Raw genomic sequence first — 24,379 nt, 5'->3', positions numbered from 1 at the left:
AATCCGCACGGAAGACGACCTTCCGGACCTGCCGTACGGGGGCGGGGGTACACCGATGTGGCGCATCCGGCTATCCGCCGATTGAGCGGTATCACAGCGCGCGTGTGCTTACGACCGCCCCGGTGCGGCAATACGTATCGGTATGTCTAGCCGCAGCCAGGAGGCCGGAGCATGAGCATCTGGTGGTCACTCCATTTGCGGCGCGATGCTGCGAGCGTCCCGCTCGCCCGCCGGTTCCTGCTCGGCACGATGGAATCCGCGGGCGTGGACCCGGACATCTCCTTCGACCTGTCTCTCGCGCTCAGCGAGGCCTGTGCGAACGCGGTCGAGCACGGCGGGGAGCACGACGGCACCTCGGGCTCCACCGGCGCCGGCCGGGACGCCTGGGAGGAGCCGTCGGCCACGGCCAGTGGCCAGTACCGGGTCACCGCGTATCTGGACGGCGAGAAGTGCCGTATCGAAGTCGCCGATTCGGGGCCCGGTTTTCCCACCGCGGGCGGGCCGCACACGTCGTATCGGAAGCCCGGGAGCGGGCCGCCGGACCCGCAGTACGCGTCGTACCCGCCCGTCACCGCCGAGGAGGGACGCGGCCTGTGCCTGATCGAACAGCTCGCGGACCACGTCCACTTCGGCAACCGCCCGGGGTGCGCCGGCGCGGTGGTGAGTTTCGACAAGGTCCTGAAATGGCGGAAGGACGCCCTGCTCATGGTGTCCTGAGCCGGGGCGCCCTTCCGTACGTACGGCAGGCCGGGGATCAGCCCTTGAGCCGCGCCATCCACGCCTCGACCTCGTCGGCCTGCCGGGGCAGCTTGTCCGAGAGGTTCCGGTTGCCGTCCTCGGTGACCAGGATGTCGTCCTCGATCCGGACGCCGATGCCGCGGTACTCCTCCGGCACGGTCAGGTCGTCGGCCTGGAAGTAGAGACCGGGCTCCACGGTGAGGCAGACGCCCGGCTCCAGCGTCCCGTTCACATACGTCTCGGTCCGCGCGGCGGCGCAGTCGTGGACGTCCATGCCGAGCATGTGGCCGGTGCCGTGCAGGGTCCAGCGGCGCTGGAGGCCGAGCTCCAGGACCTTCTCCACCGACAGGTCGCCGAGCAGGCCCCACTCGACGAGCTTCTCGGCGAGGACCCGCTGTGCGGCGTCGTGGAAGTCGCGGAACTCGGCGCCGGGCTTGACCGCGGCGATACCCGCCTCCTGCGCCTCGTACACCGCGTCGTAGATCTTGCGCTGGAGCGGTGTGAACGTGCCGCTGATGGGAAGCGTGCGGGTCACGTCGGCCGTGTAGAGGTCGTTGGTCTCCACGCCGGCGTCGAGCAGCAGCAGCTCGCCCGAGCGGACGGCGCCGTCGTTGCGCACCCAGTGCAGGGTGGTCGCGTGCGGGCCAGCGGCGCAGATCGAGCCGTACCCGATGTCGTTGCCCTCGACGCGGGCGCGCAGGAAGAACGTGCCCTCGATGTAGCGCTCGCTGGTGGCCTCGGCCTTGTCGAGGACCTTCACGACGTCCTCGAAGCCGCGCGCGGTGATATCGCAGGCCTTGGTCAGCTCGGCGATCTCGAAGGCGTCCTTCACCAGGCGCGCCTCGGAGAGGTACACCCGCAGTTCCTCGTCGCGCTCGGCGGTGACCTTGTCGGTGAGCGCGGCCTCGATGCCGGCGTCGTGACCGCGGACGTTGCGGACGGGGCCGGTGGCCTCGGCGAGCGCGGCGGGCAGCTCGCGCACGTCCTTGGCGGGGATGCCCAGCAGCTGCTCGGCCTCGGCGAGGGAGTGGCGGCGGCCGACCCACAGCTCGCCCTGGCCGTCGAGCCAGAACTCGCCGTTCTCCCGGTTCGAGCGGGGCAGCAGGTAGACCGTCGCCTCGTGGCCGTTGTCCACCGGCTCCAGGACGAGGACGCCGTCCTGCGTCTGGTCGCCGGTGAGGTACGCGTACTCGGTGGAGGCGCGGAAGGCGTACTCGGTGTCATTGGAACGGGTCTTCAGCCGGCCCGCGGGAATGACCAGCCGCTCGCCGGGGAAGCGCGCGGACAGCGCGGCACGGCGGTCGGCGGTGTGGGCGGCCTGGGGGATCGGCTCCAGACCGTGCAGTTCGGTGTCGGCCCAGCCGGACTGCATGCTGTCGGCGAGCTCGTCGGACACGCCCGGGTACAGGCCGTTCTTCCGCTGCTTGACCGGCTCTGTCTCTTCGGTCTCCGGGGTCTCCGGGAACTCCTCAGACACGACTGTTCTCCTTGATACGACACTGGACCCTCTCCATCGTACGGGCGTACGGAAGGGGGCCCAGGGCCGGAAGACCTCTTACACAGGAAGCGCGCCTCAGTCGAACCGGGCCGCGAGGACGACCACGTCCTCGGCGTCGTCCGCCCGGCCGGTGCCCTCCGGCAGCACGGTGCGTACCACGTGGTCGGCCACCGCCGCGGCGTCCCGGCGCAGCGCCTTCGGGACGCTCGCCGCCGCCGACTGGAGCCGCGCGTAGGCCCGGTCCATCGAGTCGCCGGCCCGGCGCAGCAGCCCGTCGGTGTACAGCAGAACCGTCTCTCCGGGGGCGGGGGTGATGTCGACACTGGGCGCCTCCCAGCAGGACAGCATGCCCAGCGGGGCGGACAGCGTGGTCTCCACGTACGAGGTGCGGCGCTCGCCGATGATCAGCGGCGGGGTGTGCCCGGCCCCGGCCAGCAGGATCCTGCGGCGGGCCGGTTCGCAGTACGCGAAGAGCGCGGTCGCCGACCGGGCCGGCTCGGTCAGCCGGAGCAGCAGTTCGAGGTCGGAGAGCACGGCGACCGGGTCCTCGCCCTCCATCACCGCGTACGCGCGCAGCCCGGCGCGCAGCCGTCCCACGGCGGCCAGCGCGCTGGGACCCGAGCCGTCCACCGAACCGACGGCGAGTCCGAGCGCCCCCTCGGGCAGGGCCAGCGCGTCGTACCAGTCGTTGCCGCCCTGGGGGGCCACCTCGTGGCGGACGGCGAGCTGGACGCCGGGGACGCGGGGCAGCCGGGTGGGCAGGAGCTCCTCGGCCACGGTGGCGACATCCGTCCTGGCCCTCTCCAGCTCCAGCAGACGGGCCAGGTGCTCGCAGGCGTATCCGGCGTACAGGCCGACGAGGTGGCGCTGGCGCTCCAGTGGTTCCGCGGGTTCGTCGTAGAGCCAGACGGCGGCGCCGAGCAGGCCGGTGGTGTCGGTGGTGAGAGGGAGCGCGTAGCTGGCGGCGTAACCGAGACGGGCGGCGACCTCGCGTCTGCGGGGGTCCAGGCTGCTGTCGCCGAGCAGATCGGGGGTGGTCAGCGGGCCGTCCGGGTTCGGCAGGCCCTCCAGGACGCGGCCGTAGGAGGTGGCGCTGCGCGGCACGGTCTCGATCTGGCCCAGTTCGGCGTGGGCCAGCCCGAGCCCGATGGTGGAGACGGGTCCGCGGCGGTCGGACGGTTCGAAGGCGACCAGTCCCCGGCGGGCGCCGACCAGGGCGGCCCCGGCGTCGAGGAACTCGTGCAGGGCGTCGTCGAGGGTGCTGGTTCTGGCCAGGCGCTCGGTGAGCTCGTGGAGGGTGGTGAGGTCGGAGACCCAGCCGGCCAGCCGGTCCTGGATGAAGGCACCGGGTGCCGCGGGGACCTCGTCGATTGGCCCGGCAGTGTGCGCCGAAACCGGAACTGTGGGATCGATTCCAGCCACTTTTGGCAGGTGCGGAGCGGTCATGGTCGTCGGCTTTCCGAGCGGTGTGTTCCGTCGAATAGCATCGCAAACCCCCATGTCATTTTGCGCCGCTACCAGTGCATCCACATGTACACGCACAAGTAAGCCGATGTCCAGCATTGTCCCCACGGAAAACGCGGTGTCCGTGCGATGACCAACTTGGCCAAAAAACGCACCCTGTAGTGCGCGTGAGCGGTCGACTGGGTCCGATCGACGGGGGATGTGCTTCCGGGTGAAGTCCCGGGGGAGCGTCATTCCGGGCATGCTGGGTACGTAGTTCTTCGGATGGCCAGGGGTGGCCCCGCCTGCCCCCGGAACCTGGCAGCGAGTCCGGACGTCCTCTCTGGTGACGGTCGCGCCCCATCCCCGAGTGGTGAGGCCGTACGCACGGACGGCAGGCGCGCGGTGCGCCCCGCCTCCTCGCCACGATGTCGACTGCACGCAGCTCGATCCGGCTCAGCACAGCTCACGCTCGGTAGCGACGAACGGCTCGTACCGCAGGCTCGACGAGCACGTACACCCAGAAGATCCGCGGCATGGTGTGAATGCGCACGATGTGGGGCGGACCCTTGGCGTTCAACGGAAAGGAACGAGCGCTCATGCGCGAGATCCTCGGAAGGCGACGCAGGCTCGGCCGCAGGGGCGGCACCGCCCGGCTCGACGCGGCCCTGACCTGTGCCACGGAGTGGCAGTGGCCCGTGGTCCCCGGAGCCGGGCTGCGGGGGACGGGCGGCCGCGGCGACCGTGACCGGGGCTGCGCGTGCCCTGATCCGGAGTGCGCGGTGCCGGGGGCGCACCCCTTCGATCCGGGTCTCCTCGCCGCCACCACCGATGCCCGGATGGTGCGCTGGTGGTGGACGAACCGGCCCGCCGCGCCGGTGCTGCTCGCGACGGGCGGGCAGGCGCCGTGCGCCCTGAGCCTGCCGGCCGTGGCCGGTGCCCGTGCCCTGGCCGGACTCGACGGGGCGGGGCTGCGGCTGGGGCCCGTGGTGGCGACGCCCACGCGGTGGGCGCTGCTGGTCGCCCCGTACACCCTCGAACGGCTCGGCGAGCTGCTGTACGCGCAGGACTGGGTGCCCAGTTCGCTGCGGTTCCACGGGGAGGGCGGCTATGTCGTCCTTCCGCCGTCGGAGATCGGTACGGGGCAGGTGCGCTGGGAGCGTACGCCGGAGTGCGCTACCGGTCCACGTCCCAAGCGCGCCGTCGCGGCGCCCGCGTCGCCCTGGCTGCCGGATGTGGGGGACGTCCTGGAGGCGCTGGTCGAGGCGAGCACAAGTGCTCCCGACGGCGGCAGCAGACTCACGTACTGAGCGGTCGATGGCGGAGTTGGCCAGATTCTGCCGCGCGCTTGTTCTTTTGGAAGGCATTCATTACGGAGTTCTGTCGCTTCCCTGTCCGATCTCCGGTGAATCGCCTCCTTTCTTCCCCGCCTCCCTCCCACTTCCTTCCGCCGTACTTCGCGATTTCCGCGTAAACGGCGGGGGCCGCTTGTCCCGCATCCGTTTGTTCCGCGGTGGGGTGCTTCCGTCGAAATCGGGACCGCCGCAAAACCGGTCGGGACCGTGCTTTCCGGTGGTGCGCCCCGGTCGCTGTTCCCGGAGGCGTGTGGGATCAACCGCCGTTCCCGGACGCAGGGCTGACGCAGAGCCATCGTGCGCAGAGAGCTGGGCGGGGGCGTCGCGGCGGGTCTGTGCGCCGCCTGTGCGGGGCCCGTACGCGGGCCCGCGCGCCCCGGGCGCGCGGTGCGCGCCGTACCCGGAAATGAGGATGCCCGGTCGCTGGCGACGGGGGATGCACCAGCGACCGGGCTTCTAGAACCGTAACAAGAGATCTGCCGTTCGCAAATTCGATCTCGCGTATTCGGACAGCGATTTACCTGCCAGTACGACGAGTTGTGACGGGCGTCACCGTTCGGTCCGGCCGGCGGTCACGGTCAGCTGAGCGTCACCTGACGGTTGGTGAGGCCGCCGCGTGCCCGCCGCTCCTCGGCGGTGAGCGGCGCGTCCGACGCGAGCGCCGTCGCGAGCCGCTCCGCGAACGCGGCGGCGGGCTTCTCGCAGTCCTCGGCGCCCATCGCGCTCGGCAGGTCCCAGACCGGGACCATCAGCCCGTGCGCCCGGAACGAGCCGACCAGCCGGGTGCCCTCGCCGAGCGATGTCTCGCCCGCGGCGTGCAGCCGGGCGAGTGCGTCGAGGAGCTGCTCCTCGGCGTACGGCATGACCCAGCGCAGGTGGTTCTTCTCCGGCGTCTCGCACCAGTAGGCGGCGTCCACCCCGGAGAGGAGCGCGGTCGGGATGGCCGCTTCGTTCGCACGTTCGAGCGATGCCGACACCTCGGCCGTGGCGTTCTCGGCGTCCGGCACCCAGAACTCGAAGCCGGAGTGGACGACCGGCTCGAACGGCGCGTCGCCGTCCAGCAGGTCCTGCAGCCGGGGGCCGTCGGCCGGTACGCGGCGGGCGGCCACGGGCGAACCGGCCTCCGCCTCCAGCGCGCGCTGGAGGGTGTCCGCGAGGTCCCGGCTGAGGTCGCCGGAGGAGGTGTCGTTCTGCAGGGCGAGCAGGACGGAACCGTCCTCGCGGCGCAGCGCGGGCCACGCCATCGGAAGGACCGTCGCGAGCGTCACCGAGGGCACACCCTCGGGCAGGCCGCCCTTGAGCGTCAGTGCGGCCGTGGCGGCGGGGACCAGCTCGCGCAGCGCGACCCAGTCGCACTCCCCGGCCAGACCTTCGAACGGGCGCTGGACCAGCTCGGTCACGGCCTGGGCCGCGGCGCGGCCGTGACACGCCTTGTAGCGGCGGCCCGAACCGCACGGGCAGGGCTCACGAGCCCCGACCACCGGGATCTCGCCGTCCTTGAGCTGCTGCTTCCCGGCCTTGGTCTGAGGGCGCTTCTTCGCCATGGTGGGCTTACTCCCGATTGCGACAGTGCGGTCTGGCCCGCGAGCCTAGCCGTCCCACCACCGCCGGGGCACGGCACAACCGCCCTCATGCCCGGCCCGGTCCGTATTCTCAGCCGACGTCGTCGAACGCGTCGTCGAACGCGCCGGAGAAATCCAGCCCGTCGAAGCCCGGGACCACGGTGGCCCTCTGCGCACTCGGCAGTCCGGCCATACCTGCTGTCCTGCCGCTGCCGCGCCGTTCACCGGGGCGGCTGTGGGAGCCGTGGCCCCCGTCGACCAGCACCCAGACGGTGACCTCGCCGGGGGCGTCGTCACGTACGCCCCACTCCTGGGCCAGCGCGCTGATGATGTTGAGCCCGCGGCCACCGCGGGCGGTCACCGATGGCGTGGCCGGAACCGGCCGGGTCGGGCCGCCACCGTCCGTCACCTCGACGGTCAGTCCGCCCGTCCTGTCGACGCGCCAAGCGGCGCGCACGGCCCCGTCCTCCCTCTCGGTCTGCCATCCCAGCGGCCTGCCGTGCCGGCAGGCATTGCTGAGCAGCTCGGAAAGGATCAGCACCGCATCGTCGACGACCGAATCCGACACCCCGTGGCTGCGCAACTGCTCGCGCATCCGGTGCCGCGCCTGGCCCACGCCCGCAGGACCATGGGGAACGGCCATGCTCGACGACGTGGGCACCTCCTGTGCCACCACCAACGCCACCCCCGAGACCTCCTTTGCCCCCACGCCACGGAGTGGATGCCCTCCTGGGCTGTGCCGGAAACCGGCCAAAGGTCGGTCAGTGACGCACTCGTCACGAACAGACACAGTCCGAGTGCGCCGGTGTACTCCCTGTAGTTGATCAGGTGGTGCGGTCATGGGTTCATGCGGCGGTGCGCATATGTACCTGTTCGCTGATTCGCTGATGTTACGAACGGCCCAGCTGGGCCAGGACCTGCTTGGGTCGGTTCGTGATGATGGCCTCGACGCCCAGCCGTACGCAGAGGTCGACGTCCTCCGGCTCGTTGACCGTCCAGACGTGTGCCCGGTGCCCGGCCCTGTGGAGCCGCTCGATGTAGCCGGGATGGCTGCGCAGGATGCGCACGCTGGGGCCGGCGACCCGTGCACCGGCGGGCAGGCGCCCGTCACGCAGCCGCGGGGAGACGAACTGCATCAGGTACACGGTCGGCAGATGGGGCACGGCGGCCCGGACGCGGTGCAGGGAACGGGCGGAGAAGCTCATCACGCGTACCGGGGAAGGGGTGCCGGCCGGCGGGGGCACATCGAGTTCGAAGCGCTTCAGCAGGTGCAGCAGGCGCTCCTCGACCTGTCCCGCCCAACGGGTCGGGTGCTTGGTCTCGATGGCCAGCTGGAGCGGCCGCCCGGCCGCCCTCGTCTCGGCGAGGAGTTCGAGCAGCCGTTCGAGGGTGAGTACGGAGGTGAGCTCACCCGGCACCGGGTCCCAGTCCGGTGACTCCGTCTCGTCGCGGTCCTTCCAGGAGCCGAAATCGAGGGCGGCGAGGTCGTTCAGCTCCAGGGCGGAGACCGCTCCGCGGCCGTTGGACGTACGGTTCACCCTGCGGTCGTGCACGCAGACGAGGTGGCCGTCGGCCGTGAGGCGTACGTCGCACTCCAGGGCGTCGGCACCGTCCTCGATCGCCTTCCGGTACGCGGCGAGGGTGTGCTCGGGGGCGTCGTCGGACGCGCCCCGATGGGCGATGACCTGGATGGGATGCTGCATGGGGTGCTGCTGCCGCGCTCGGTTCACCCGGGTCATGGTGTCACCGTGGGAACACGGCTGTGCGCACCTTGCGAGGCAGGGCCGTTTTGTCCGATGTAAGGGTCGTGCGCAGATGCACAGGTCCTGCTTACAGTGGCCTGACGTGTTGTGGGAAAGGCTGACCCCTGACACGTACACAGCGGATCTCTTGCCGTACGACTGATGTGGAACCGAGGAGTAAAGAGCTGTGAGCACAGAGAACGAGGGCAACGAGGGCACCGCGGGCGAGGCCGCCCCGTCCGCACCTCCCGTGCCGGCCGACGCTCCCCAGGCGCATCCCGAGGACGCGCCCTCCGTCGCGGCCCACCCGGACCCGGACCTGACGGCCACCCGGCAGCAGCCGGTCCACCCCGCGCCGGAGCAGCAGCCCGCGCCGGATCAGGTGACCGGACAGACCGGCGCGGTCCCGACGACTCCGCAGTACGCGCCCCCGCCCCCGCCGCAGTCGGCGGCCGACGCGGGCTGGCCCCCGCCGCCGCCCGCCGTTCCCTCGTACACGCAAGGGGCGCACGGCGGCGGTGGCGGCCCGGTGTGGGGCCCGCCCGGCGGACCGCACTCTTCCGAATCGCCGCGCAAGCGGGGTGCGGGCGCTCTGGTGGCCGCCGTGGTGGTGGCGGCGCTCGTGGCGGGCGGGATCGGCGGCGCGCTCGGCTACTGGGCCGCGGACAACAACGACGACTCCGGATCGACGACGGTCGCGGCGTCGGCCAACCCGCAGGACCTCAAGCGCGACCCGGGCACGGTCGCCGGTGTGGCCGCCAAGGCGCTGCCCAGCGTGGTGACCATCGAGGCGCAGGGCGGCGACGGCGAGGGCGGCACGGGCACCGGCTTCGTGTACGACAAGGAAGGCCACATCCTCACGAACAACCACGTGGTGGCCTCCGCGGCGGACAGCGGCCAGCTCACGGCGACGTTCTCCAACGGCAAGAAGTACGACGCCGAGGTGGTCGGCCGCGCCCAGGGCTACGACGTGGCCGTCATCAAGCTGAAGAACCCGCCGAAGTCCCTGACCCCGCTGCCGGTGGGCAACTCGGACCAGGTGGCGGTCGGCGACTCGACGATCGCGATCGGTGCCCCGTTCGGCCTGTCCAACACGGTCACCACGGGCATCATCAGCGCGAAGAACCGCCCGGTCGCCTCCGGTGACGGCACCGGCGGCAGCAACTCGTACATGAGCGCCCTGCAGACCGACGCGTCGATCAACCCGGGCAACTCCGGCGGCCCGCTGCTCAGCTCGGGCGGCGCGGTCATCGGGATCAACTCGGCGATCCAGTCGGCCGGCAGCTCCGGCCAGAGCCAGGCCGGCTCCATCGGCCTCGGCTTCGCGATCCCGATCAACCAGGCGACGACCGTCGCCCGGCAGCTGATCAAGACCGGTCAGCCGGTCTACCCGGTCATCGGTGCCACGGTGACGATGGACGAGAAGAGCGGCGGCGCCGTGATCTCCGACCGGGGCACGGGCGGCACGGAGGCGGTCACGAAGGACGGCCCGGCCGCCAAGGCGGGCCTGCGCGCGGGCGATGTCATCACGAAGTTCAACGACACCCCCGTCGACAGCGGCCCGACCCTGATCGGCGAGATCTGGACCCACAAGCCGGGCGACCGGGTCACCCTGACCTACGAGCGCGACGGCAAGTCGGCGACGGCCGAAGTCACCCTGGGGGAGCGCAAGGGCGACAGCTGACCGGCTAGGCTGTTCCCGCGCCGGACCGGTCCTCACCGACCGCGCCGGCGCGGGGTGGGTTGCCCGAGCGGCCTAAGGGAACGGTCTTGAAAACCGTCGTGGCGTGAGTCACCGTGGGTTCAAATCCCACACCCACCGCACGTGAACGGCCCCCGACCGGGCGTACCGGTCGGGGGCCGTTGTCGTGGGCGGGCGTGCTCCTAGGATGGCCGGCGGGGGCGGAGCCGTAGCGCAGAGGTCGTCGCGCGCGGTCTCCAAAACCGCGAGGACGCCGGTTCGAATCCGGTCGGTTCCGCCTCGGCCTTTCCCTCCTCGGGCGGCTCCCACGCGGGCGCTGAGCGCACAGTTGGCACCGGGTCGGGGGTTTGGTTTTCGTTCCTCACGCTTGCGGGGGAATCGGAAGCGGTGGGTGGTTCGCGGGTGGGTCGGTGGGCAGCTTTGGTCCGCGACGTCGTGATCATCACCGGGCGGTCGGCCGCCGGCCCGGGTTCAGCCTCAGCCCTACTTCCGGTTCCTGGAGGAACAGACATGGCAAGCATCCGTACCGCTCGTGCCCTCGCCGTCGTCGCCGCGCTGCCTCTTGCCGCCGTTCTCCTCGGCGGAGTCGCCCAGGCGGACAACGGAGCGATCGCGAGCAGCGGATCCAACGCGGGCGTCGCCACGATCAGTGGGAGCGGGGTCGGCAGGGACAACGCGGGCAACTCGTCGACCTCGCAGCAGCAGGCGACCGGTGCCGGGGCGTCCAACCAGAGCAACTCCGCCCTGGTCAACGGCTCCGGCTTCACCGATATCGATCAGTCCACGTACAACCTGGCGGTGAACTTCACGAACCTCTGGTGAGACCCGGAAGCGTGCGCGGCCCGGTCGGGGGGCCGGACCGCGACGGACGCACCACGACGGCCCGCCCGTACGCCGAAGTGGCGTACGGGCGGGCCGTCGTGGTGCGGGGTGCGTGCGGGGCTGTGCTCCGGGTGCGCACCTCAGGGGGGACCCGGAGTCCTGGAGTGCGGCCCCGTCCACCTACAGGAGGTGGACGGGGGCCCGGACCTACACCCTGAGGCGGACGCGGTTTCGGGACCTGGGGGCGATCCGGGGAGCGGGCCCCGCTCCTAGCGTGGAGCCATGACCACGCCAGTCCGTACGGGCACCTCCAGGGGAGCCGCACCGGCATGCACGTCGGCCGCGGTACGTACTTCCGCGCCGGCGCGCGCCTCCGCATCGCTACGCACGCCGGGCGCCCTCGGCCGCGCCTCGCACGGTGCGCGCGCGTCGGCGGTGCCGCACCTTCCGTACCCCTCGTTCACGTCGTTCGTGCAGGCGCGCGGTCCGGTGCTGCTGCGGGCGGCCCGCTCGCTCACCGCCAACCCCAGCGACGCCGAGGACCTGCTGCAGACGGCGCTCACCAAGACGTACGTCGCCTGGGACCGGATCGAGGACCACCGAGCCCTCGACGGCTATGTCCGCCGGGCCCTGCTGAACACCAGGACCTCGCAGTGGCGCAAGCGCAAGGTCGACGAGTTCGCCTGCGACGAGCTGCCCGAGCAGGAGGCGGTTCCCGGTCCCGACCCGGCGGAGCAGCAGTCGCTGCACGACGCGATGTGGCGCGCGGTGCTGAAGCTGCCGGCCCGGCAGCGCGCCATGGTCGTCCTCCGGTACTACGAGGACCTGAGCGAGGCGCAGACCGCCGAGGTGCTCGGTGTGTCCGTCGGCACGGTGAAGAGCGCGGTCTCCCGGGCGCTCGGCAAGCTGCGCCAGGACCCGGAGCTGACCCCGGTCCGCTGAGGCCGTCGAGCCTCCCCGTACGGGGCCCTCAGGCAAACGGAACCGATACGTCCGCCATCGTCCCGGCCGGTGTGACATTGCGGGACGACACCGATTCGTACCCCCGGGAGTAGTGACATACCGCTCGGTATGTGCGCAGAATCAGCGGAACCCTACTGCCGCGTAGCGCCCACCGGGAGGACGCCGTGCTCAGCACCATGCAGGACGTACCGCTGACTGTCACCCGCATCCTGACGCATGGGATGACGATCCACGGGAAGTCGCAGGTCACGACCTGGACCGGAGAGCCGGAGCCGCACCGGCGCAGTTTCGCGGAGATCGGCCGGCGCGCGACGCAGTTCGCCAACGCCCTGCGCGACGAACTCGGCATCGACGGAGATCAGCGTGTCGCGACCCTCATGTGGAATAACGCCGAGCACGTGGAGGCGTACCTCGCCATCCCGTCCATGGGCGCCGTCCTCCACACCCTGAATCTCCGCCTCCCCGCAGAGCAGCTGGTCTGGGTCGTCAAGCACGCCGACGACAAGGTCGTCGTCGTCAACGGTTCCCTGCTGCCGCTCATCGCGCCGCTGCTCCCCCAGCTGAGGTCGCTGGAGCATCTGATCGTCTCCGGCCCCGGTGACCGCTCCGTCCTGGACGGCGCGGCGGTGCGCGTCCACGAGTACGAGGAACTGCTCGCCGGCCGCCCCACCACCTTCGACTGGCCCGAGCTGGACGAGCGGCAGGCCGCCGCCATGTGCTACACCTCCGGCACGACCGGCGACCCCAAGGGCGTCGTCTACTCGCACCGCTCGATCTATCTGCACTCCATGCAGGTCAACATGTCCGAGTCGATGGGCCTGACCGACAAGGACACCACGCTCGTCGTCGTCCCCCAGTTCCACGTCAACGCCTGGGGCCTGCCGCACGCGACGTTCATGTCCGGCGTCAACATGCTGATGCCGGACCGTTTCCTCCAGCCCGCCCCGCTCGCCGACATGATCGAGCGCGAGCGCCCCACGCACGCCGCCGCCGTCCCCACCATCTGGCAGGGCCTGCTCGCCGAGGTCACCGCCAAGCCGCGCGACCTCACCTCCATGGCCAACGTGACGATCGGCGGCGCCGCCTGCCCGCCCTCGCTCATGGCGGCGTACGACAAGCTCGGCGTGCGCCTCTGCCACGCCTGGGGCATGACGGAGACCTCGCCCCTCGGCACCATGGCCAACCCGCCCGCCGGGCTGACCGATGAGCAGGAGTGGCCCTACCGCATCACCCAGGGCCGCTTCCCCGCCGGCGTCGAGGCACGCCTCGTCGGCCCGACCGGCGAACACCTGCCGTGGGACGGCGAGTCTGCCGGTGAGCTGGAAGTGCGCGGCACCTGGATCGCCGGCGCGTACTACGGCGGCGCGGACGGCGAGATGCTGCGCCCCGAGGACAAGTTCAGCGAGGACGGCTGGCTGAAGACCGGTGACGTCGGCGTGATCAGCGAGGACGGCTTCCTCACCCTCACCGACCGCGCCAAGGACGTCATCAAGTCCGGCGGCGAGTGGATCTCCAGCGTCGAGCTGGAGAACGCGCTGATGGCGCACCCGGACGTCGCGGAGGCCGCTGTCGTGGCCGTCCCGGACGAGAAGTGGGGCGAGCGCCCGCTCGCGACCGTCGTCCTCAAGGAGGGCGCCACCGCCGACTACGAGGCGCTGCGGGCGTTCCTCGCCGAATCCGGCATCGCGAAGTGGCAGCTGCCGGAGCGGTGGTCGGTCATCCCGTCCGTGCCGAAGACGAGCGTGGGCAAGTTCGACAAGAAGGTCATCCGCAAGCAGTACGCGCAGGGCGAGCTGGACATCACGCAGCTCTGACCGACGGGCCGGGCCAGGCCCCGGTCGACGGTCCGGACAGGACGAGGGCGGTACGGGTGTGCTCCCGTACCGCCCTCGTCGTATGCCGTTCCGCGCCGGTCAGTTCGTGCCGATCTTCGCGAGCAGGTCGACGATGCGGGACTGCACCTCGTCGCTCGTCGAACGCTCCGCCAGGAACAGCACGGTCTCGCCGGAGGCGAGGCGCGGCAGCTCCGACTGGTCGATGTCGGTCGAGGTGTAGACGACCAGCGGGGTGCGGTTCAGCTGCCCGTTGGCGCGCAGCCAGTCGACGATGCCGGCCCGGCGGCGGCGCACCTGCATCAGGTCCATCACCACCAGGTTCGGCCGCATCCGGGTCGCCAGCGACACGGCCTCGCTGTCCGTCGCGGCGCAGGCCACCTGCATGCCCCGCCGCTCCAGCGTCTGCGTCAGCGCGTCCGCGATGTCCTCGTGCTCCTCGATCAGCAGGACGCGCGGCGGGTGCTGCTCGCTGTCGCGCGGCGCGAGCGCCTTCAGCAGCACGGCCGGATCCGCACCGTATGCCGCCTCCCGCGTGGCCTGCCCCAGACCGGCCGTCACCAGTACGGGCACCTCGGCGGCCACCGCGGCCTGCCGCAGGGACTGCAACGCCTTTCGGGTGATCGGCCCGGTCAACGGGTCTACGAACAGCGCGGCGGGGAACGCCGCGATCTGCGCGTCCACCTCCTCGCGCGAGTGCACGATCACCGGCCGGTAGCCGCGGTCGCTCAGCGCCTGCTGCGTGGATACGTCGGGCGCGGGCCAGACGAGCAGCCGGCGCGGGTTGTCCAGCGGCTCGGGGGGAAGCTCGTCGTCGACCGGCTGCGGCGAGGGCCGGTTGGCGACCTCGACCGCGCCGCCGGGGCCGTCGAGCGGCTCGGGCCCCTCGGCTGCGCCCTCGTCGGGCGCCCCGATGGCGTACGCGCGCCCCTCGGCCGCGGGTGCGGAGAGCAGCTTCCCGGAGCCCTGCCCGTGCACGGTGCCGCCGGTGGCCTGGGGCGTGGGCTGCGGGGCGGCCGGCGCGGGGCCGGCGGGCGCGGGGCGCKCGTCCTGACCGGGCTCCGGCTCCGGCGGCGCGGCGAGCTTGCGGCGCCGGCCGACGCTGCTGCCGCCGCCGAGTGTCTGGTTCTGCTGGTGGGCGATGTGCTGGGCGAACGGAACGCCCTGTCCGAGCGTGCGCACGCTGAACGCGCGCCCCTGAGTCGAGTCCGGCGACCCCGGCATGGGCGCCTCGGCGGGCAACGGCTGCCGTCGCGCGTCGGGCGCGCCGAGCCTCGGATCGTCGGGCGGGGTGCCGGAGGCCGGGGCGGCCGTCGCGGGCTGGTCGGCCGGGGCCGGTCCGCGTCGGCGGGCGGGAGCGCGAAGGGGACGCGCGGTCCGGCCTCGGCGGCGGCCCTGTCCTGGGCGGCGGCCAACGCGCGGCGGGCGCGGCCGGGGTGCCCGGTGTCTGCGCCGGCGGTGCGAAGGGGGCCGGCTGTGCCTCCTGCGGGCCCGTGTCCCCGTGGCGGGCGCGGCGTCGGCCGGTGGGGGCGGGCTGCGCCTGCGGCGGAACGGGGGCGTGCTCAGGCGCACCGGGCAGAGCCTCGGGGGCGACGGCGTCAGGTGCGGCAGCGGTGGGGCCGTCCGTACCGGGCAGCGCGCCGGGGGCGGCTGCGTCCGCACGCGGCAGCGCGCCGGGCATCCCGGGCTCGGGCGCGTACGCAGCGGGCGCGGCCTCACGCGTGCCCGCACCGGGCGCATACGAACCGGCGCCGGCATCCGCACCGGCCGCACGCGTACCCGCACCGGCCTCGTACGAATCGTCCACGGCCACACGCGTACCCACGGCGCCCGGCGCGCCGGCGGGGCGTCCTCCGCCGAGGGGGTCCTGCGGCTCCACGCCATCCGTCGGCACACGGTCCGCGTCGGCGGGCGGGAGCGCGAAGGGGACGCGCGGTCCGGCCTCGGCGGCGGCCCTGTCCTGGGCGGCGGCCAACGCGCGGCGGGCGCGGCGGCCGGTCGGCTGCGCTGCCGGCACGGGCAGCTCCGGAGTCGGGGCCACCGAGCCGGGAGCCGTACGGGCGGCCTCGTCGAGGTTCGAGAACGCGGCGGGGGCGGTGGACTCCACGGCGTTCACGACAGGGGGAAGGGCCAGGCGGCCCTCCTCGCCCGGATTCCCCCGGTGCCCGCCCGCCGCGACCGGGACCTGCGCCTCGGCCGGGACACCCTGCGGCGGCACGGTCTGCCCGCGCTGCGGCCGGGCACCCGCGCCCTGCGCACCCTCGGCGGCGGTCACCACGGACCCCTCCGACGGGGCGGCGGAGGGCAGCGCGAGGGCCTGCCCCGGCGCCGGGGCAGCCGTCTCGGCGGGGCTGGGGCGCCCGCGCCGGCGTCCGGAGCCCTCGGCGGCCTGCTGGGCGGGGATCAGCTCGTTCGGGGCCGCCTCGGGAGCGGGGGCCGCACGGCGCGCACGCCGGCGCCCGGTCGGCGCGCCCGCGCCGGTGTCCCCGGGTGCAGCCTCCAGTTCGCCGGTGCCGTCGGAGCCGCCCACGGGGCTCTCCAGGAAGGCGTCGGTGGAGGAACGCCGCGCACGGCGCCGCCCCCTGCCCGCCTCGGGGGCATCCGGAACCGCCGTCGCGGGGTCCGCTTGATCGGACTCGGACACCACCGCAGGAGCCGCCTCCACCTGCGGCAACGGTGTCGGCTGCGGCGGCGCCACGGTCCCCGCACCGGCGCCGATCGGCAGTTCGAGCACGTACGCGCTGCCGCTCATGCCCGGCATCTCATGCGTCTGGAGCACACCGCCGTGCGCACGGACGATGCCGCTCACGATCGGGACGTGCACCGGGTCTCCCCCGGCGAACGGACCCCGCACCTCGATGCGTACGACGTCACCGCGCTGGGCGGCGGCGACTACGACGGTCGAGTCGACGTAACCGCCACCGGGCACGAGCCGGGCCTTGCCGGTCGAGTCGACGCCGGCGACGTCCGCGACGAGGTGGGCGAGGGCGGTCACCAGGCGTCCGGCGTCGACCTCCGCCTCGATCGGCGGGGCGTGCACCGCGAACTGCGCGCGGCCCGGTCCGATCAGCTCGACCGAGGCGTCGATACCGGCCGTGACGACCCCGTCGAGCAGCACACGCGTCTTGACGAGCGCCTCCGCGCCGCCGTCGAGGCGCTGGTAGCTGAGCACGTTGTCGATGAGCGTCGTCATACGCGCGTAGCCCGCGGCCAGGTGGTGCAGGATCTGGTTCGCCTCGGGCCACAGCTGGCCGGCGGGGTCGGCGGCGAGCGTGGAGAGTTCGCCGCGCAGCTCCTCCAGGGGCCCGCGCAGCGACTCGCCGAGCACGGCGGTGAGCTGGGCGTGCCGGGAGGTGAGGTCCGTCAGCCGCTCGGTCTGCTCCTCCAGCTCGGAGGCGTAACGCTCGGTGCGGTCGGCCAGCTCGGCGGCGTGCGCTTCCTTCAGGGCGGCGAGTTCGGCGGCGTGCCGCTCGGTGAGCTCGGTGACCTCGGCGGTGTGGCTCGCGGTCAGCTCGGAAACCTCGGCCTTGCGCTGCTTGTCGAGCTCCTCGTAGGGGCGGCGGTCGGTGAAGGTCATCACGGCGCCGACGAGCTGGTCGCCGTCGCGGACGGGCGCGGTGGTCAGGTCGACCGGGACCTGTGCCCCGCTCTTGGACCAGAGAACCTGCCCGCGCACCCGATGCTTGCGTCCCGACTTCAGCGTGTCGGCGAGGGGGGACTCCTCGTACGGGAAGGGCTCGCCCTCCGCACGCGAGTGAAGGATCAGCGGGTGCAGCTCCTGGCCGCCGAGGTCGCTGGCCCGGAAGCCGAGGATCTGCGCGGCGGCGGGGTTGACCAGGACGACCCGGCCGTCGGTGTCCGTACCGACGACGCCCTCGGCCGCGGCGCGCAGGATCATCTCCGTCTGGCGCTGCGAGCGGGCCAGCTCGGCCTCGGTGTCGACGGTGCCGGACAGGTCGCGCACGACGAGCATCAGCAGCTCGTCGCCCGTGTAGCTGCCCCCGTACGAGCCCTGGACGTCGTTGTACGCCGCCTGCCCGTCCTCCAGGCTGGCGCTCGTCACCTCGACGGGGTACTCGTTGCCGTCGGTACGCCGCGCGATCATGCGCGTGGGCTTGGTCCGGCCCCGCTCGTCCGCAGCATCGGGCCGGCGCATCGACCCCGGGATCAGCTTGGAGTCGAACTCCGGCAGCAGATCGAGCAGCCCGCGACCGACGAGCGCGGTGCCCGGGGTCTCGAACATTTCGAGGGCGATGGTGTTGGCGTTGACGACCGTACCGTTGCAGTTGACGAGCAGAAGCCCGTCCGGAAGGGCGTCGAGTATGGCTGCGAGGCGAGCAGCGCCTCGGGATGGCCTGCTGCTCACGACGACGCTTCCTCCCTGATTACTGCACCTTGCCCGACAGCGGCCCCATCTTGCCCCTCGGGCCTCAGGCTGTCACTGAAGGAGTCTAAAGGCAGGGAAGGGGCGTGGGACTGCGGATGAGGGGGAGCTCTCACCAAGGTTTGGTGCATTCGGTGTACGGCTCCGACCCGCGACGCGCCCCGCAAAGACCCGGACGCGGGCCCCGGGGGCGGTTCACCGCACGTTCGGCAGGACCGGGCGCAGGCCGTTCCACCGGGCGATCTCGCACCCGTTGGTCCGCTTGAACGTGGAGTCGACCCGGTGCCCGTGCCAGGTCCCGGTGACGCGGGCGGTGGCTTCCCCGCCGTACTGCTGCGTACACATCGCGTTCCCGGGCACAGGGGCGAACGGGTCCACTCCCTCCTCTTCCGCCTGCTCCAGTCGCTCGCACGCCTGCCGCGCGACCGGGTGGCTCCCGCCGGCCGGCCCGCACTGCAGCTCGTACGTCCCGTCGGCCTCCGGGTTGCCCGTGGCGGCGACGACCACGGTGAGCCGGGTGCCCGTGGCGTCGTCCTGGAGCAAGGGGAGCGCGAGGGGCAACGGCAGGGGCCCGGCCGAGGCGGCGGCGGTGGCGGCGGGCGCGGCGGCGGACAGCGCGGCGAGGGACGCGACAGCGGTGAGAACGAGACGGCGCATCATTGCGGACTCCTGTGGCGGATGAACCTGCGGGGGCGGCGCCCCCGCGCTGCCTAACGCGCCAGGCGCCCCGGCGTTTCGCACGGCAACCGCTTTGCCCTCCCGGCCGACCGCCTAGTACCGTAGGCCGCGATTGGTGGCACAGCGTGCAGCTGTGTCATCATCTGCACGCACCACTCGCGCTCGCGCGGGGGGTTGCGCTGGAGGCGTCGCCTAGTCCGGTCTATGGCGCCGCACTGCTAATGCGGTTTGGGGCTTACCCCCCATCGAGGGTTCAAATCCCTCCGCCTCCGCACCACCACCGAAGCCCCGGTCCCCAGGACCGGGGCTTCGGCCGTTCCTCGGCACGCTTCTGGTGTTTGCCCAGGTCAGGCAGGGTTTGGGTAATGGATTTCGCGTCCCGGCGCAGGTCATGTAATGTTGTTCTCGCAACGCCGACGGGGCAGAAAAAACCCCGGAAGCACAAGCACTCGTAGCTTAACGGATAGAGCATCTGACTACGGATCAGAAGGTTGCAGGTTCGAATCCTGCCGAGTGCACAGCAGGCCAGAGGCCCCGGAGAAATCCGGGGCCTCTGGCGTTTGGCGTTCGCGTGAGATCGTCGGGCCCGTGATCGAGTCCTGGGTGATTGACGATGGTGGTCCTCCTTCTCTTTCGCGTGAGGTGGTCTCTCCGGACCTGCGGGCGCGGGTGGACGATGGGCGGCTCGAGACGTGGTTGCTCAGCTCGCGGGGGCGGTTGTTGGCCTTTGTGACCAATGGCGAGCGGGCCATGGTGATGTTGCTCGACGGGGAGGGCGACCCCGGGGAGCATGCCGTCGACCCCGGGGGCGTCGGGGAGAGCGACGGGTTCGTGCTGGCCAATGGCCAGGATGACGAGTACCCGGATCAGGACACCGTGCCGCTCGCAGAGGGGCTTCGGATTGTGGAGTGCATCGTGGGGACTGGAACCTGGCCGGCTGATGCGCGGTGGGTTGTCGATCGTTGAGGTCGCCGGACGTCGGTGGGTGGGAGCCGAGGGCTCGATGTTCGTGAGCCACAGGGTGAGGGGCGCGGGCGTACCGTGGCTGCGTGGCGAACGATGATCTCGGGCGGACTCTGCGGCGGTTGCGGCGGCTGGCTTCGCTGACGCAGGAGGAGCTGGCCGAGCGGGCCGGTGTGTCTGTCGATGTGATCAGGCAGCTTGAGCAGGGGCGGAAGCAGTCGGCTCGGCTTCCTACGTTGCATGCGCTGGCGAATGGGCTGGGCGTGGAGCTCACCACGTTGTTGGGGGATCCGCCCGCTGTCGCGTCTTCGGGGGAGAACGACGGGCCGCGCTTCGTGGCTGTGCGGCGGGCCATCATGCCCGCGCTCGGGGGGCCGGACCTGGGGCCGCCCGGGGACGACTTCTCGTTGGAGCGGTTGCGGGAGCAGATCGCGTCAGGGTGGACGCAGTACCACTCCGCAGAGTTCGACACGGTGATGAAGGCGCTGCCGGATCTCATCGCGGATGCGCGTACGGCTACTGCTTCGGGCGACGGGGAGGTGCGGCGGGCCGGGTTCGGTGCCTTGGGGAAGGCGCTTCAGCTTGCTGGGCATGTCGCCGTGCGGATGGGGAAGACCGACCTTGCGCTGATCAGCCTGGAGCGGGCGATAGACGCTGCGGGGCAGTCCGGAGATCCGCTGCTCGTGCCGATGATCGTCAACTCGACGGCCTGGACGTACCAGAGGCAGGGGCGGCTGGAAGACGCGTTGGGCATCGCGCTCCGCCATGCCGACGACTTGATGAGCGCGGGGCGTCTCGACACTGCCGACGGGCTGAAGGTGTGGGGCGCGCTGACCATGAGCGCCGCCACATCCGCTGCACGGAGTGGGGACTACGAGCGTGCGGCGGTGATGATGGAAGCGGCCGAGAAGGAGGCTGCGCGTGTGGTGAAGCTGCCTGACGGCGGCGACAACCGCATGGTCAGCGTCTTCAGTCCGTCCTCCGTTCGCATCGAACGGGTCCGATTGGCGGTTCAGTACGGGCACCCGCAGGATGCCCTGGCCCTGGCCAAGGGAATGCGGCTGAGCAAGGACACGCCGCCGTCCTGGCGTACGTGGCTGCTCCTCGACGTGGCGCGTGCGCATACCGACATCGGGGATGCGGCCGGCGCCGTAAAGACCCTGGAGTCCTTGCGTCGTGTGGCGCCGACGTGGATGCAGCACCACACGCTGGCCGTGGCTGTCGTCCGGGATCTTTGGGCTCTTCCCAACCATCCGGTGGGACTCCGGCCGTTGGCCGAGTTTCTGGGGGTCTGCGAATAGCGTCGTGAAAGTGGGACGTGGCATCCCTGTCACCACTTCTCGCATGTCGCTTACATGAGCGGACAGTGCCCCGGCGGCCGTGCGACCGGCCCCGGGGCTCGGCCGATCTGAAAGAGCAGACCGACATGCCGCAAGCTACAACGCAGGCCCGCCCGACCGGGCCACCGGGGTACAGCCAGACATTGCTGCGCAAGCCGGAGAGTGCTGCCGCCGCCAGGCGCCTCATCGACGCCGCCCTCTGTTGCTGGGGCCTGGGAGAACTGGCCGACGACGGCGCCTCGATCGTGACTGAACTGGTGACCAATGCTGTACGGCACGCTCGTCGGGGGTCCATCAGGGTGGTGGTGGAGCGCATCACGGAGCGGACGGTGCGTGTGGCCGTCTCGGACTTCTCCCGGGAGCTGCCCGTGAAGTGTCGGGCGGGGGACGGCGATGAGGAGGGACGAGGGCTCTTACTCGTCGCAGCCCTGGCATCCGACTGGGGCACATACACGCGCCGTTGGGGCAAGGTCGTGTGGGCCGACCTGGAGGGGTGCAGGTGAGGGTCGAGGAGAGTCCTGTTCGCAGTGTGGCCCGAGCCCATCTCTCCCAGTTGATCGACATGTTCGGTACGGATGGGTGCCTGCGGGTCAGCGTGGTTTCCGAACCCGATCCTGAAGGCGTCCGTGAGGCGCCGGACGACGAGTAGGTCCGGCGGAACGGGGAAGGGCGAAGGCCTGTCGGGGCCCTTCGCCCTTCCGGGTCTACTGCGCCAGGCGTTCGCGGATCAGGTTGATGACTGCGGGGGCGTGGTCGTTCAGGTAGAAGTGGCCGCCCTGGTAGGTGTGGAAGGTGCAGGGGGCCGTGGTGTGGGTGGTCCAGGCTGTGGCTTCCGTGGTGGTTACCTCGGGGTCTTCTGTGCCGTTCAGGACCTCGATGGGGCAGGTCAGGGGGGTGGAGGGCTGGTAGCGGTAGGTTTCCGCGGCTTTGTAGTCGGCTCGGATGGCCGGGAGGATCGAGCGGAGGAGTTCCTCGTCGGCCAGGACTGCGGGGTCGGTGCCGCTCATGCGGCGGATGGTGGTGAGGAGTTGGGCGTCCGGGGACAGGTGGACGTTTTCGTTCTCGCGGGGGCGGGAAGGGGCGCGGCGGCCCGATGCGAAGAGGGCGACGGGGACGGTGCCGGCCGCTTCCAGGCGGAGGGCGACCTCGAAGCCCAGGGTTGCGCCCAGGCTGTGGCCGAACAGGGCGATCGGGCGGTCGCACCACGGCAGCATTTCCGCGGTGACCAGGTCGGCCAGGCGGCGGACGTCGTCCACGCACGGTTCGTTGCGGCGGTCCTGACGGCCGGGGTACTGGACCGCGAACACGTCCGCGGCCGGGGCCAGGGCCCGGGAGACCGGGAAGTAGTAGCTCGCCGATCCGCCCGCGTGGGGCAGGCAGAAGAGGCGTACGGGGGCCTGTTCGGCCGGGTGGAAGCGGCGCAGCCAGGCGCTGTTGGCCTGCAGCGTGGTGGGCATGGAGTTCCTTACGCAGTCGGGTTACGGGGCCGGCCAGGTGCCCGGAGGGCGCCAGCCCCGTGCGGGGCCCCAGGTGGCCCGGGGTGGGGCGGCGGGGTGCGCGGGCGCCTCCTGGGCCCTCGTCGCCGAGAGCAGGACCAGGAGGACGGCGGCCAGTTCGGTGGGGGTCGGGGTTCCGCCTTTGATGCGGATGAGGGAGTCGGCCATGTCAGAACGGAGGGTTTCCGTGCTTGCGTTCGGGTAGCGGCACGTGCTTCGCGCGCAGGACGTCCAGGGCGTCGGCCAGCACCTGGCGGGTGGAGGCGGGGTCGATGACGTCGTCCACCAGGCCGCGTTCGGCCGCGTAGTACGGGTGCATCAGCTCCTGGCGGTACTGCTTGACGCGCTGGGCGCGGGCCGCCTCCGGGTCGTCGGCGGCGGCGATCTCGCGGCGGAAGACCACGTTTGCGGCGCCTTCCGCGCCCATCACCGCGATCTCGTTGGTGGGCCAGGCGAAGGACAGGTCGCAGCCGATGGAGCGGGAGTCCATCACGATGTACGCGCCGCCGTACGCCTTGCGCAGGATGACCTGTACGCGGGGGACCGTCGCGTTGCAGTACGCGTACAGGAGCTTCGCGCCGTGGCGGATGACCCCGTTGTGCTCCTGGTCGCTGCCGGGCAGGAAGCCGGGCACATCGACGAGCGTGACCAGCGGGATGCTGAACGCGTCGCAGGTCTGCACGAAGCGCGCGGCCTTCTCGGAGGCGTGGATGTCCAGGACGCCGGCGAGGGACGCGGGCTGGTTGGCGACGATGCCGACCACGTGGCCGTCCAGGCGGGCGAGGCCGCAGATGATGTTGGTCGCCCAGGTGGCGTGCACCTCGAAGAGGTCGCCGTCGTCGACGATCTCCTCGATCACCGCGCGCATGTCGTACGAGAGGTTGGGGTCGGCCGGGACCAGGCGGGACAGGGTGTCGCCGGGGCGGTCCACCGGGTCCTCGCAGGGGACGGCGGGCGGGAGTTCGCGGTTGTTGGACGGGAGGAGGGTGAGCAGGTGGCGTACCTCCTCCAGGCACTCCTCCTCGGTGTCGTACAGGAACGCGCTCGCGCCGGACACCGTGGAGTGCACCTGTGCGCCGCCGAGGTCGTTGTGCGTGATCTTCTCGCCGGTGACGGCCTGCACGACATCGGGGCCCGTGATGTACATCTGTGAGATGTCGCGGACCATGAACACGTAGTCGGTGAGCGCCGGGGAGTACGTGGCGCCGCCCGCGCACGGGCCGAGCATCACGCTGATCTGCGGGATCACCCCGGAAGCGGCCACGTTGCGGCGGAAGATGCCGCCGTAACCGGCAAGAGCGGTTACACCCTCCTGGATGCGGGCGCCCGCGCCGTCGCTCAGCGACACCAGCGGGGCGCCGGCCGCCAGCGCGAGGTCCATCACCTTGTGGATCTTCTGGGCGTGCGCCTCACCGAGCGAGCCGCCGAAGATCCTGAAGTCGTGCGCGTACACGAACACCTTCCGGCCCTCGACCTGGCCCCAGCCGGTCACGACCCCGTCGGTGTGCGGCCTGCGGTCCTCCAGGCCGAATCCCGCCGCACGGTGGCGGCGCAGCTGTTCGATCTCGCGGAAGGTCCCCGGATCGAACAGCAGGTCCAGCCGCTCGCGCACGGTGAGCTTGCCCCGCGCGCGCTGCGCCTCGGTGGCGCTCGGCGAAGGGCCCAGCTCCACGGCCTCCTTGATGGCTCCTCGTTCGGCCACTCGGACACTGACATCGGCAACGGTCATGATCCACCCGTCTCTTCGGCCATCGGGCCCGCCGATGGCGGCGCCCTGGGCAGTGCGTGTCATTGAAGGGGTCCGGGGCGCGCGCGGAGAACACCGACCACCCCCCTGACCGCTCCCCGCCCCACCGGGACC

General features: G+C 71.7%; 18 protein-coding genes, 4 tRNA genes and 1 pseudogene. 13 read left to right on the top strand and 10 right to left on the bottom strand.

Annotated features, from left to right (window positions below; all coding sequences use genetic code 11):
* Positions 1–171 precede the first annotated feature (171 nt).
* A complete protein-coding gene (locus EAO73_RS33315; RefSeq protein ID WP_147975184.1) occupies positions 172–717 on the top strand; it encodes an ATP-binding protein in 546 nt (181 codons plus the stop codon).
* 37 nt (positions 718–754) lie between these two features.
* Here EAO73_RS33315 and EAO73_RS33310 read toward each other — a convergent pair whose 3' ends face one another.
* Positions 755–2,215 carry an aminopeptidase P family protein gene (locus EAO73_RS33310; RefSeq protein WP_147975183.1) on the bottom strand — a complete coding sequence of 487 codons (1,461 nt, stop codon included), beginning with the start codon at positions 2,213–2,215 and terminating at the stop codon, positions 755–757.
* A gap of 96 nt (positions 2,216–2,311) precedes the next feature.
* Positions 2,312–3,658, bottom strand: a complete 1,347-nt coding sequence (locus EAO73_RS33305) for a PP2C family protein-serine/threonine phosphatase (protein ID WP_147975182.1) — start codon at positions 3,656–3,658, stop codon at positions 2,312–2,314.
* A 620-nt stretch (positions 3,659–4,278) separates the two neighbouring features.
* Here EAO73_RS33305 and EAO73_RS33300 point away from each other — a divergent pair.
* Positions 4,279–4,989 carry a bifunctional DNA primase/polymerase gene (locus tag EAO73_RS33300; protein ID WP_147975181.1) on the top strand — a complete coding sequence of 237 codons (711 nt, stop codon included), beginning with the start codon at positions 4,279–4,281 and terminating at the stop codon, positions 4,987–4,989.
* A gap of 623 nt (positions 4,990–5,612) precedes the next feature.
* Here the strand turns inward: EAO73_RS33300 and EAO73_RS33295 are convergent.
* The 3 genes from EAO73_RS33295 to EAO73_RS33280 form a co-directional block, all read right to left on the bottom strand.
* Entirely contained in the window at positions 5,613–6,578 is a 966-nt protein-coding gene (locus EAO73_RS33295; RefSeq protein WP_147975180.1) for a DUF5926 family protein, read from the bottom strand.
* A 109-nt stretch (positions 6,579–6,687) separates the two neighbouring features.
* Complete coding sequence (locus EAO73_RS33290; RefSeq protein ID WP_318153312.1) at positions 6,688–7,164, bottom strand: ATP-binding protein; 477 nt, start codon at positions 7,162–7,164, stop codon at positions 6,688–6,690.
* A gap of 322 nt (positions 7,165–7,486) precedes the next feature.
* A complete protein-coding gene (locus EAO73_RS33280; RefSeq protein ID WP_147975178.1) occupies positions 7,487–8,335 on the bottom strand; it encodes a glycerophosphodiester phosphodiesterase in 849 nt (282 codons plus the stop codon).
* Positions 8,336–8,525: 190 nt separating this feature from the next.
* Between EAO73_RS33280 and EAO73_RS33275 the strand changes: the two genes are divergently transcribed.
* The 6 genes from EAO73_RS33275 (at position 8,526) to EAO73_RS33250 (ending at position 13,639) form a co-directional block, all read left to right on the top strand.
* A complete protein-coding gene (locus EAO73_RS33275) occupies positions 8,526–10,022 on the top strand; it encodes a S1C family serine protease (RefSeq protein WP_147975177.1) in 1,497 nt (498 codons plus the stop codon).
* A gap of 53 nt (positions 10,023–10,075) precedes the next feature.
* Positions 10,076–10,160, top strand: a tRNA-Ser gene (locus tag EAO73_RS33270).
* Between the two features lie 82 nt (positions 10,161–10,242).
* Positions 10,243–10,317 (top strand) — tRNA-Trp (locus tag EAO73_RS33265).
* A 233-nt stretch (positions 10,318–10,550) separates the two neighbouring features.
* The gene (locus EAO73_RS33260) at positions 10,551–10,862 is read left to right on the top strand and encodes a hypothetical protein (protein WP_147975176.1); all 312 of its coding nucleotides are present in this window, start codon (positions 10,551–10,553) and stop codon (positions 10,860–10,862) included.
* A gap of 282 nt (positions 10,863–11,144) precedes the next feature.
* A complete protein-coding gene (locus EAO73_RS33255; protein ID WP_147975175.1) occupies positions 11,145–11,804 on the top strand; it encodes a SigE family RNA polymerase sigma factor in 660 nt (219 codons plus the stop codon).
* 185 nt (positions 11,805–11,989) lie between these two features.
* Positions 11,990–13,639 carry a long-chain fatty acid--CoA ligase gene (locus tag EAO73_RS33250; protein WP_147975174.1) on the top strand — a complete coding sequence of 550 codons (1,650 nt, stop codon included), beginning with the start codon at positions 11,990–11,992 and terminating at the stop codon, positions 13,637–13,639.
* Between the two features lie 99 nt (positions 13,640–13,738).
* Here EAO73_RS33250 and EAO73_RS33245 read toward each other — a convergent pair.
* Together EAO73_RS33245 and EAO73_RS33240 are read right to left on the bottom strand one after the other, a co-directional pair.
* A pseudogene (locus EAO73_RS33245) lies at positions 13,739–18,023 on the bottom strand (PAS domain-containing protein).
* Between the two features lie 213 nt (positions 18,024–18,236).
* Complete coding sequence (locus EAO73_RS33240) at positions 18,237–18,701, bottom strand: SSI family serine proteinase inhibitor (RefSeq protein ID WP_147975173.1); 465 nt, start codon at positions 18,699–18,701, stop codon at positions 18,237–18,239.
* A gap of 199 nt (positions 18,702–18,900) precedes the next feature.
* On the opposite strand from EAO73_RS33240, the gene EAO73_RS33235 reads away from it, so the two are divergent.
* The 5 genes from EAO73_RS33235 (at position 18,901) to EAO73_RS33215 (ending at position 21,525) form a co-directional block, all read left to right on the top strand.
* A tRNA-Ser gene (locus tag EAO73_RS33235) sits at positions 18,901–18,991 on the top strand.
* A gap of 173 nt (positions 18,992–19,164) precedes the next feature.
* Positions 19,165–19,237 (top strand) — tRNA-Arg (locus EAO73_RS33230).
* A 70-nt stretch (positions 19,238–19,307) separates the two neighbouring features.
* Positions 19,308–19,685, top strand: coding sequence for a hypothetical protein (locus EAO73_RS33225; protein ID WP_147975172.1), 378 nt, complete (start codon positions 19,308–19,310; stop codon positions 19,683–19,685).
* An 83-nt stretch (positions 19,686–19,768) separates the two neighbouring features.
* Positions 19,769–20,983, top strand: a complete 1,215-nt coding sequence (locus tag EAO73_RS33220; protein WP_147975171.1) for a helix-turn-helix domain-containing protein — start codon at positions 19,769–19,771, stop codon at positions 20,981–20,983.
* A gap of 125 nt (positions 20,984–21,108) precedes the next feature.
* On the top strand, positions 21,109–21,525 hold the full coding sequence (locus EAO73_RS33215; protein ID WP_147975170.1) for an ATP-binding protein: 417 nt from the start codon (positions 21,109–21,111) through the stop codon (positions 21,523–21,525).
* Between the two features lie 201 nt (positions 21,526–21,726).
* Here the strand turns inward: EAO73_RS33215 and EAO73_RS33210 are convergent, their stop codons facing one another.
* From EAO73_RS33210 to EAO73_RS33200, 3 genes are read right to left on the bottom strand one after another with little or no spacing between them, the layout of a single operon-like run.
* Complete coding sequence (locus EAO73_RS33210; RefSeq protein WP_147975169.1) at positions 21,727–22,479, bottom strand: thioesterase II family protein; 753 nt, start codon at positions 22,477–22,479, stop codon at positions 21,727–21,729.
* Between the two features lie 21 nt (positions 22,480–22,500).
* Positions 22,501–22,686: an acyl-CoA carboxylase epsilon subunit gene (locus tag EAO73_RS33205; RefSeq protein WP_147975168.1), complete on the bottom strand. Its 186-nt coding sequence runs from the start codon at positions 22,684–22,686 to the stop codon at positions 22,501–22,503.
* Between the two features lies 1 nt (position 22,687).
* Positions 22,688–24,247, bottom strand: coding sequence for an acyl-CoA carboxylase subunit beta (locus EAO73_RS33200; RefSeq protein ID WP_191134309.1), 1,560 nt, complete (start codon positions 24,245–24,247; stop codon positions 22,688–22,690).
* Positions 24,248–24,379 lie beyond the last annotated feature (132 nt).

The organism is Streptomyces sp. col6 (assembly GCF_008042035.1).
Classification (GTDB): Bacteria; Actinomycetota; Actinomycetes; order Streptomycetales; family Streptomycetaceae; genus Streptomyces.
This window is presented reverse-complemented; position numbering and strand designations above follow the sequence as displayed.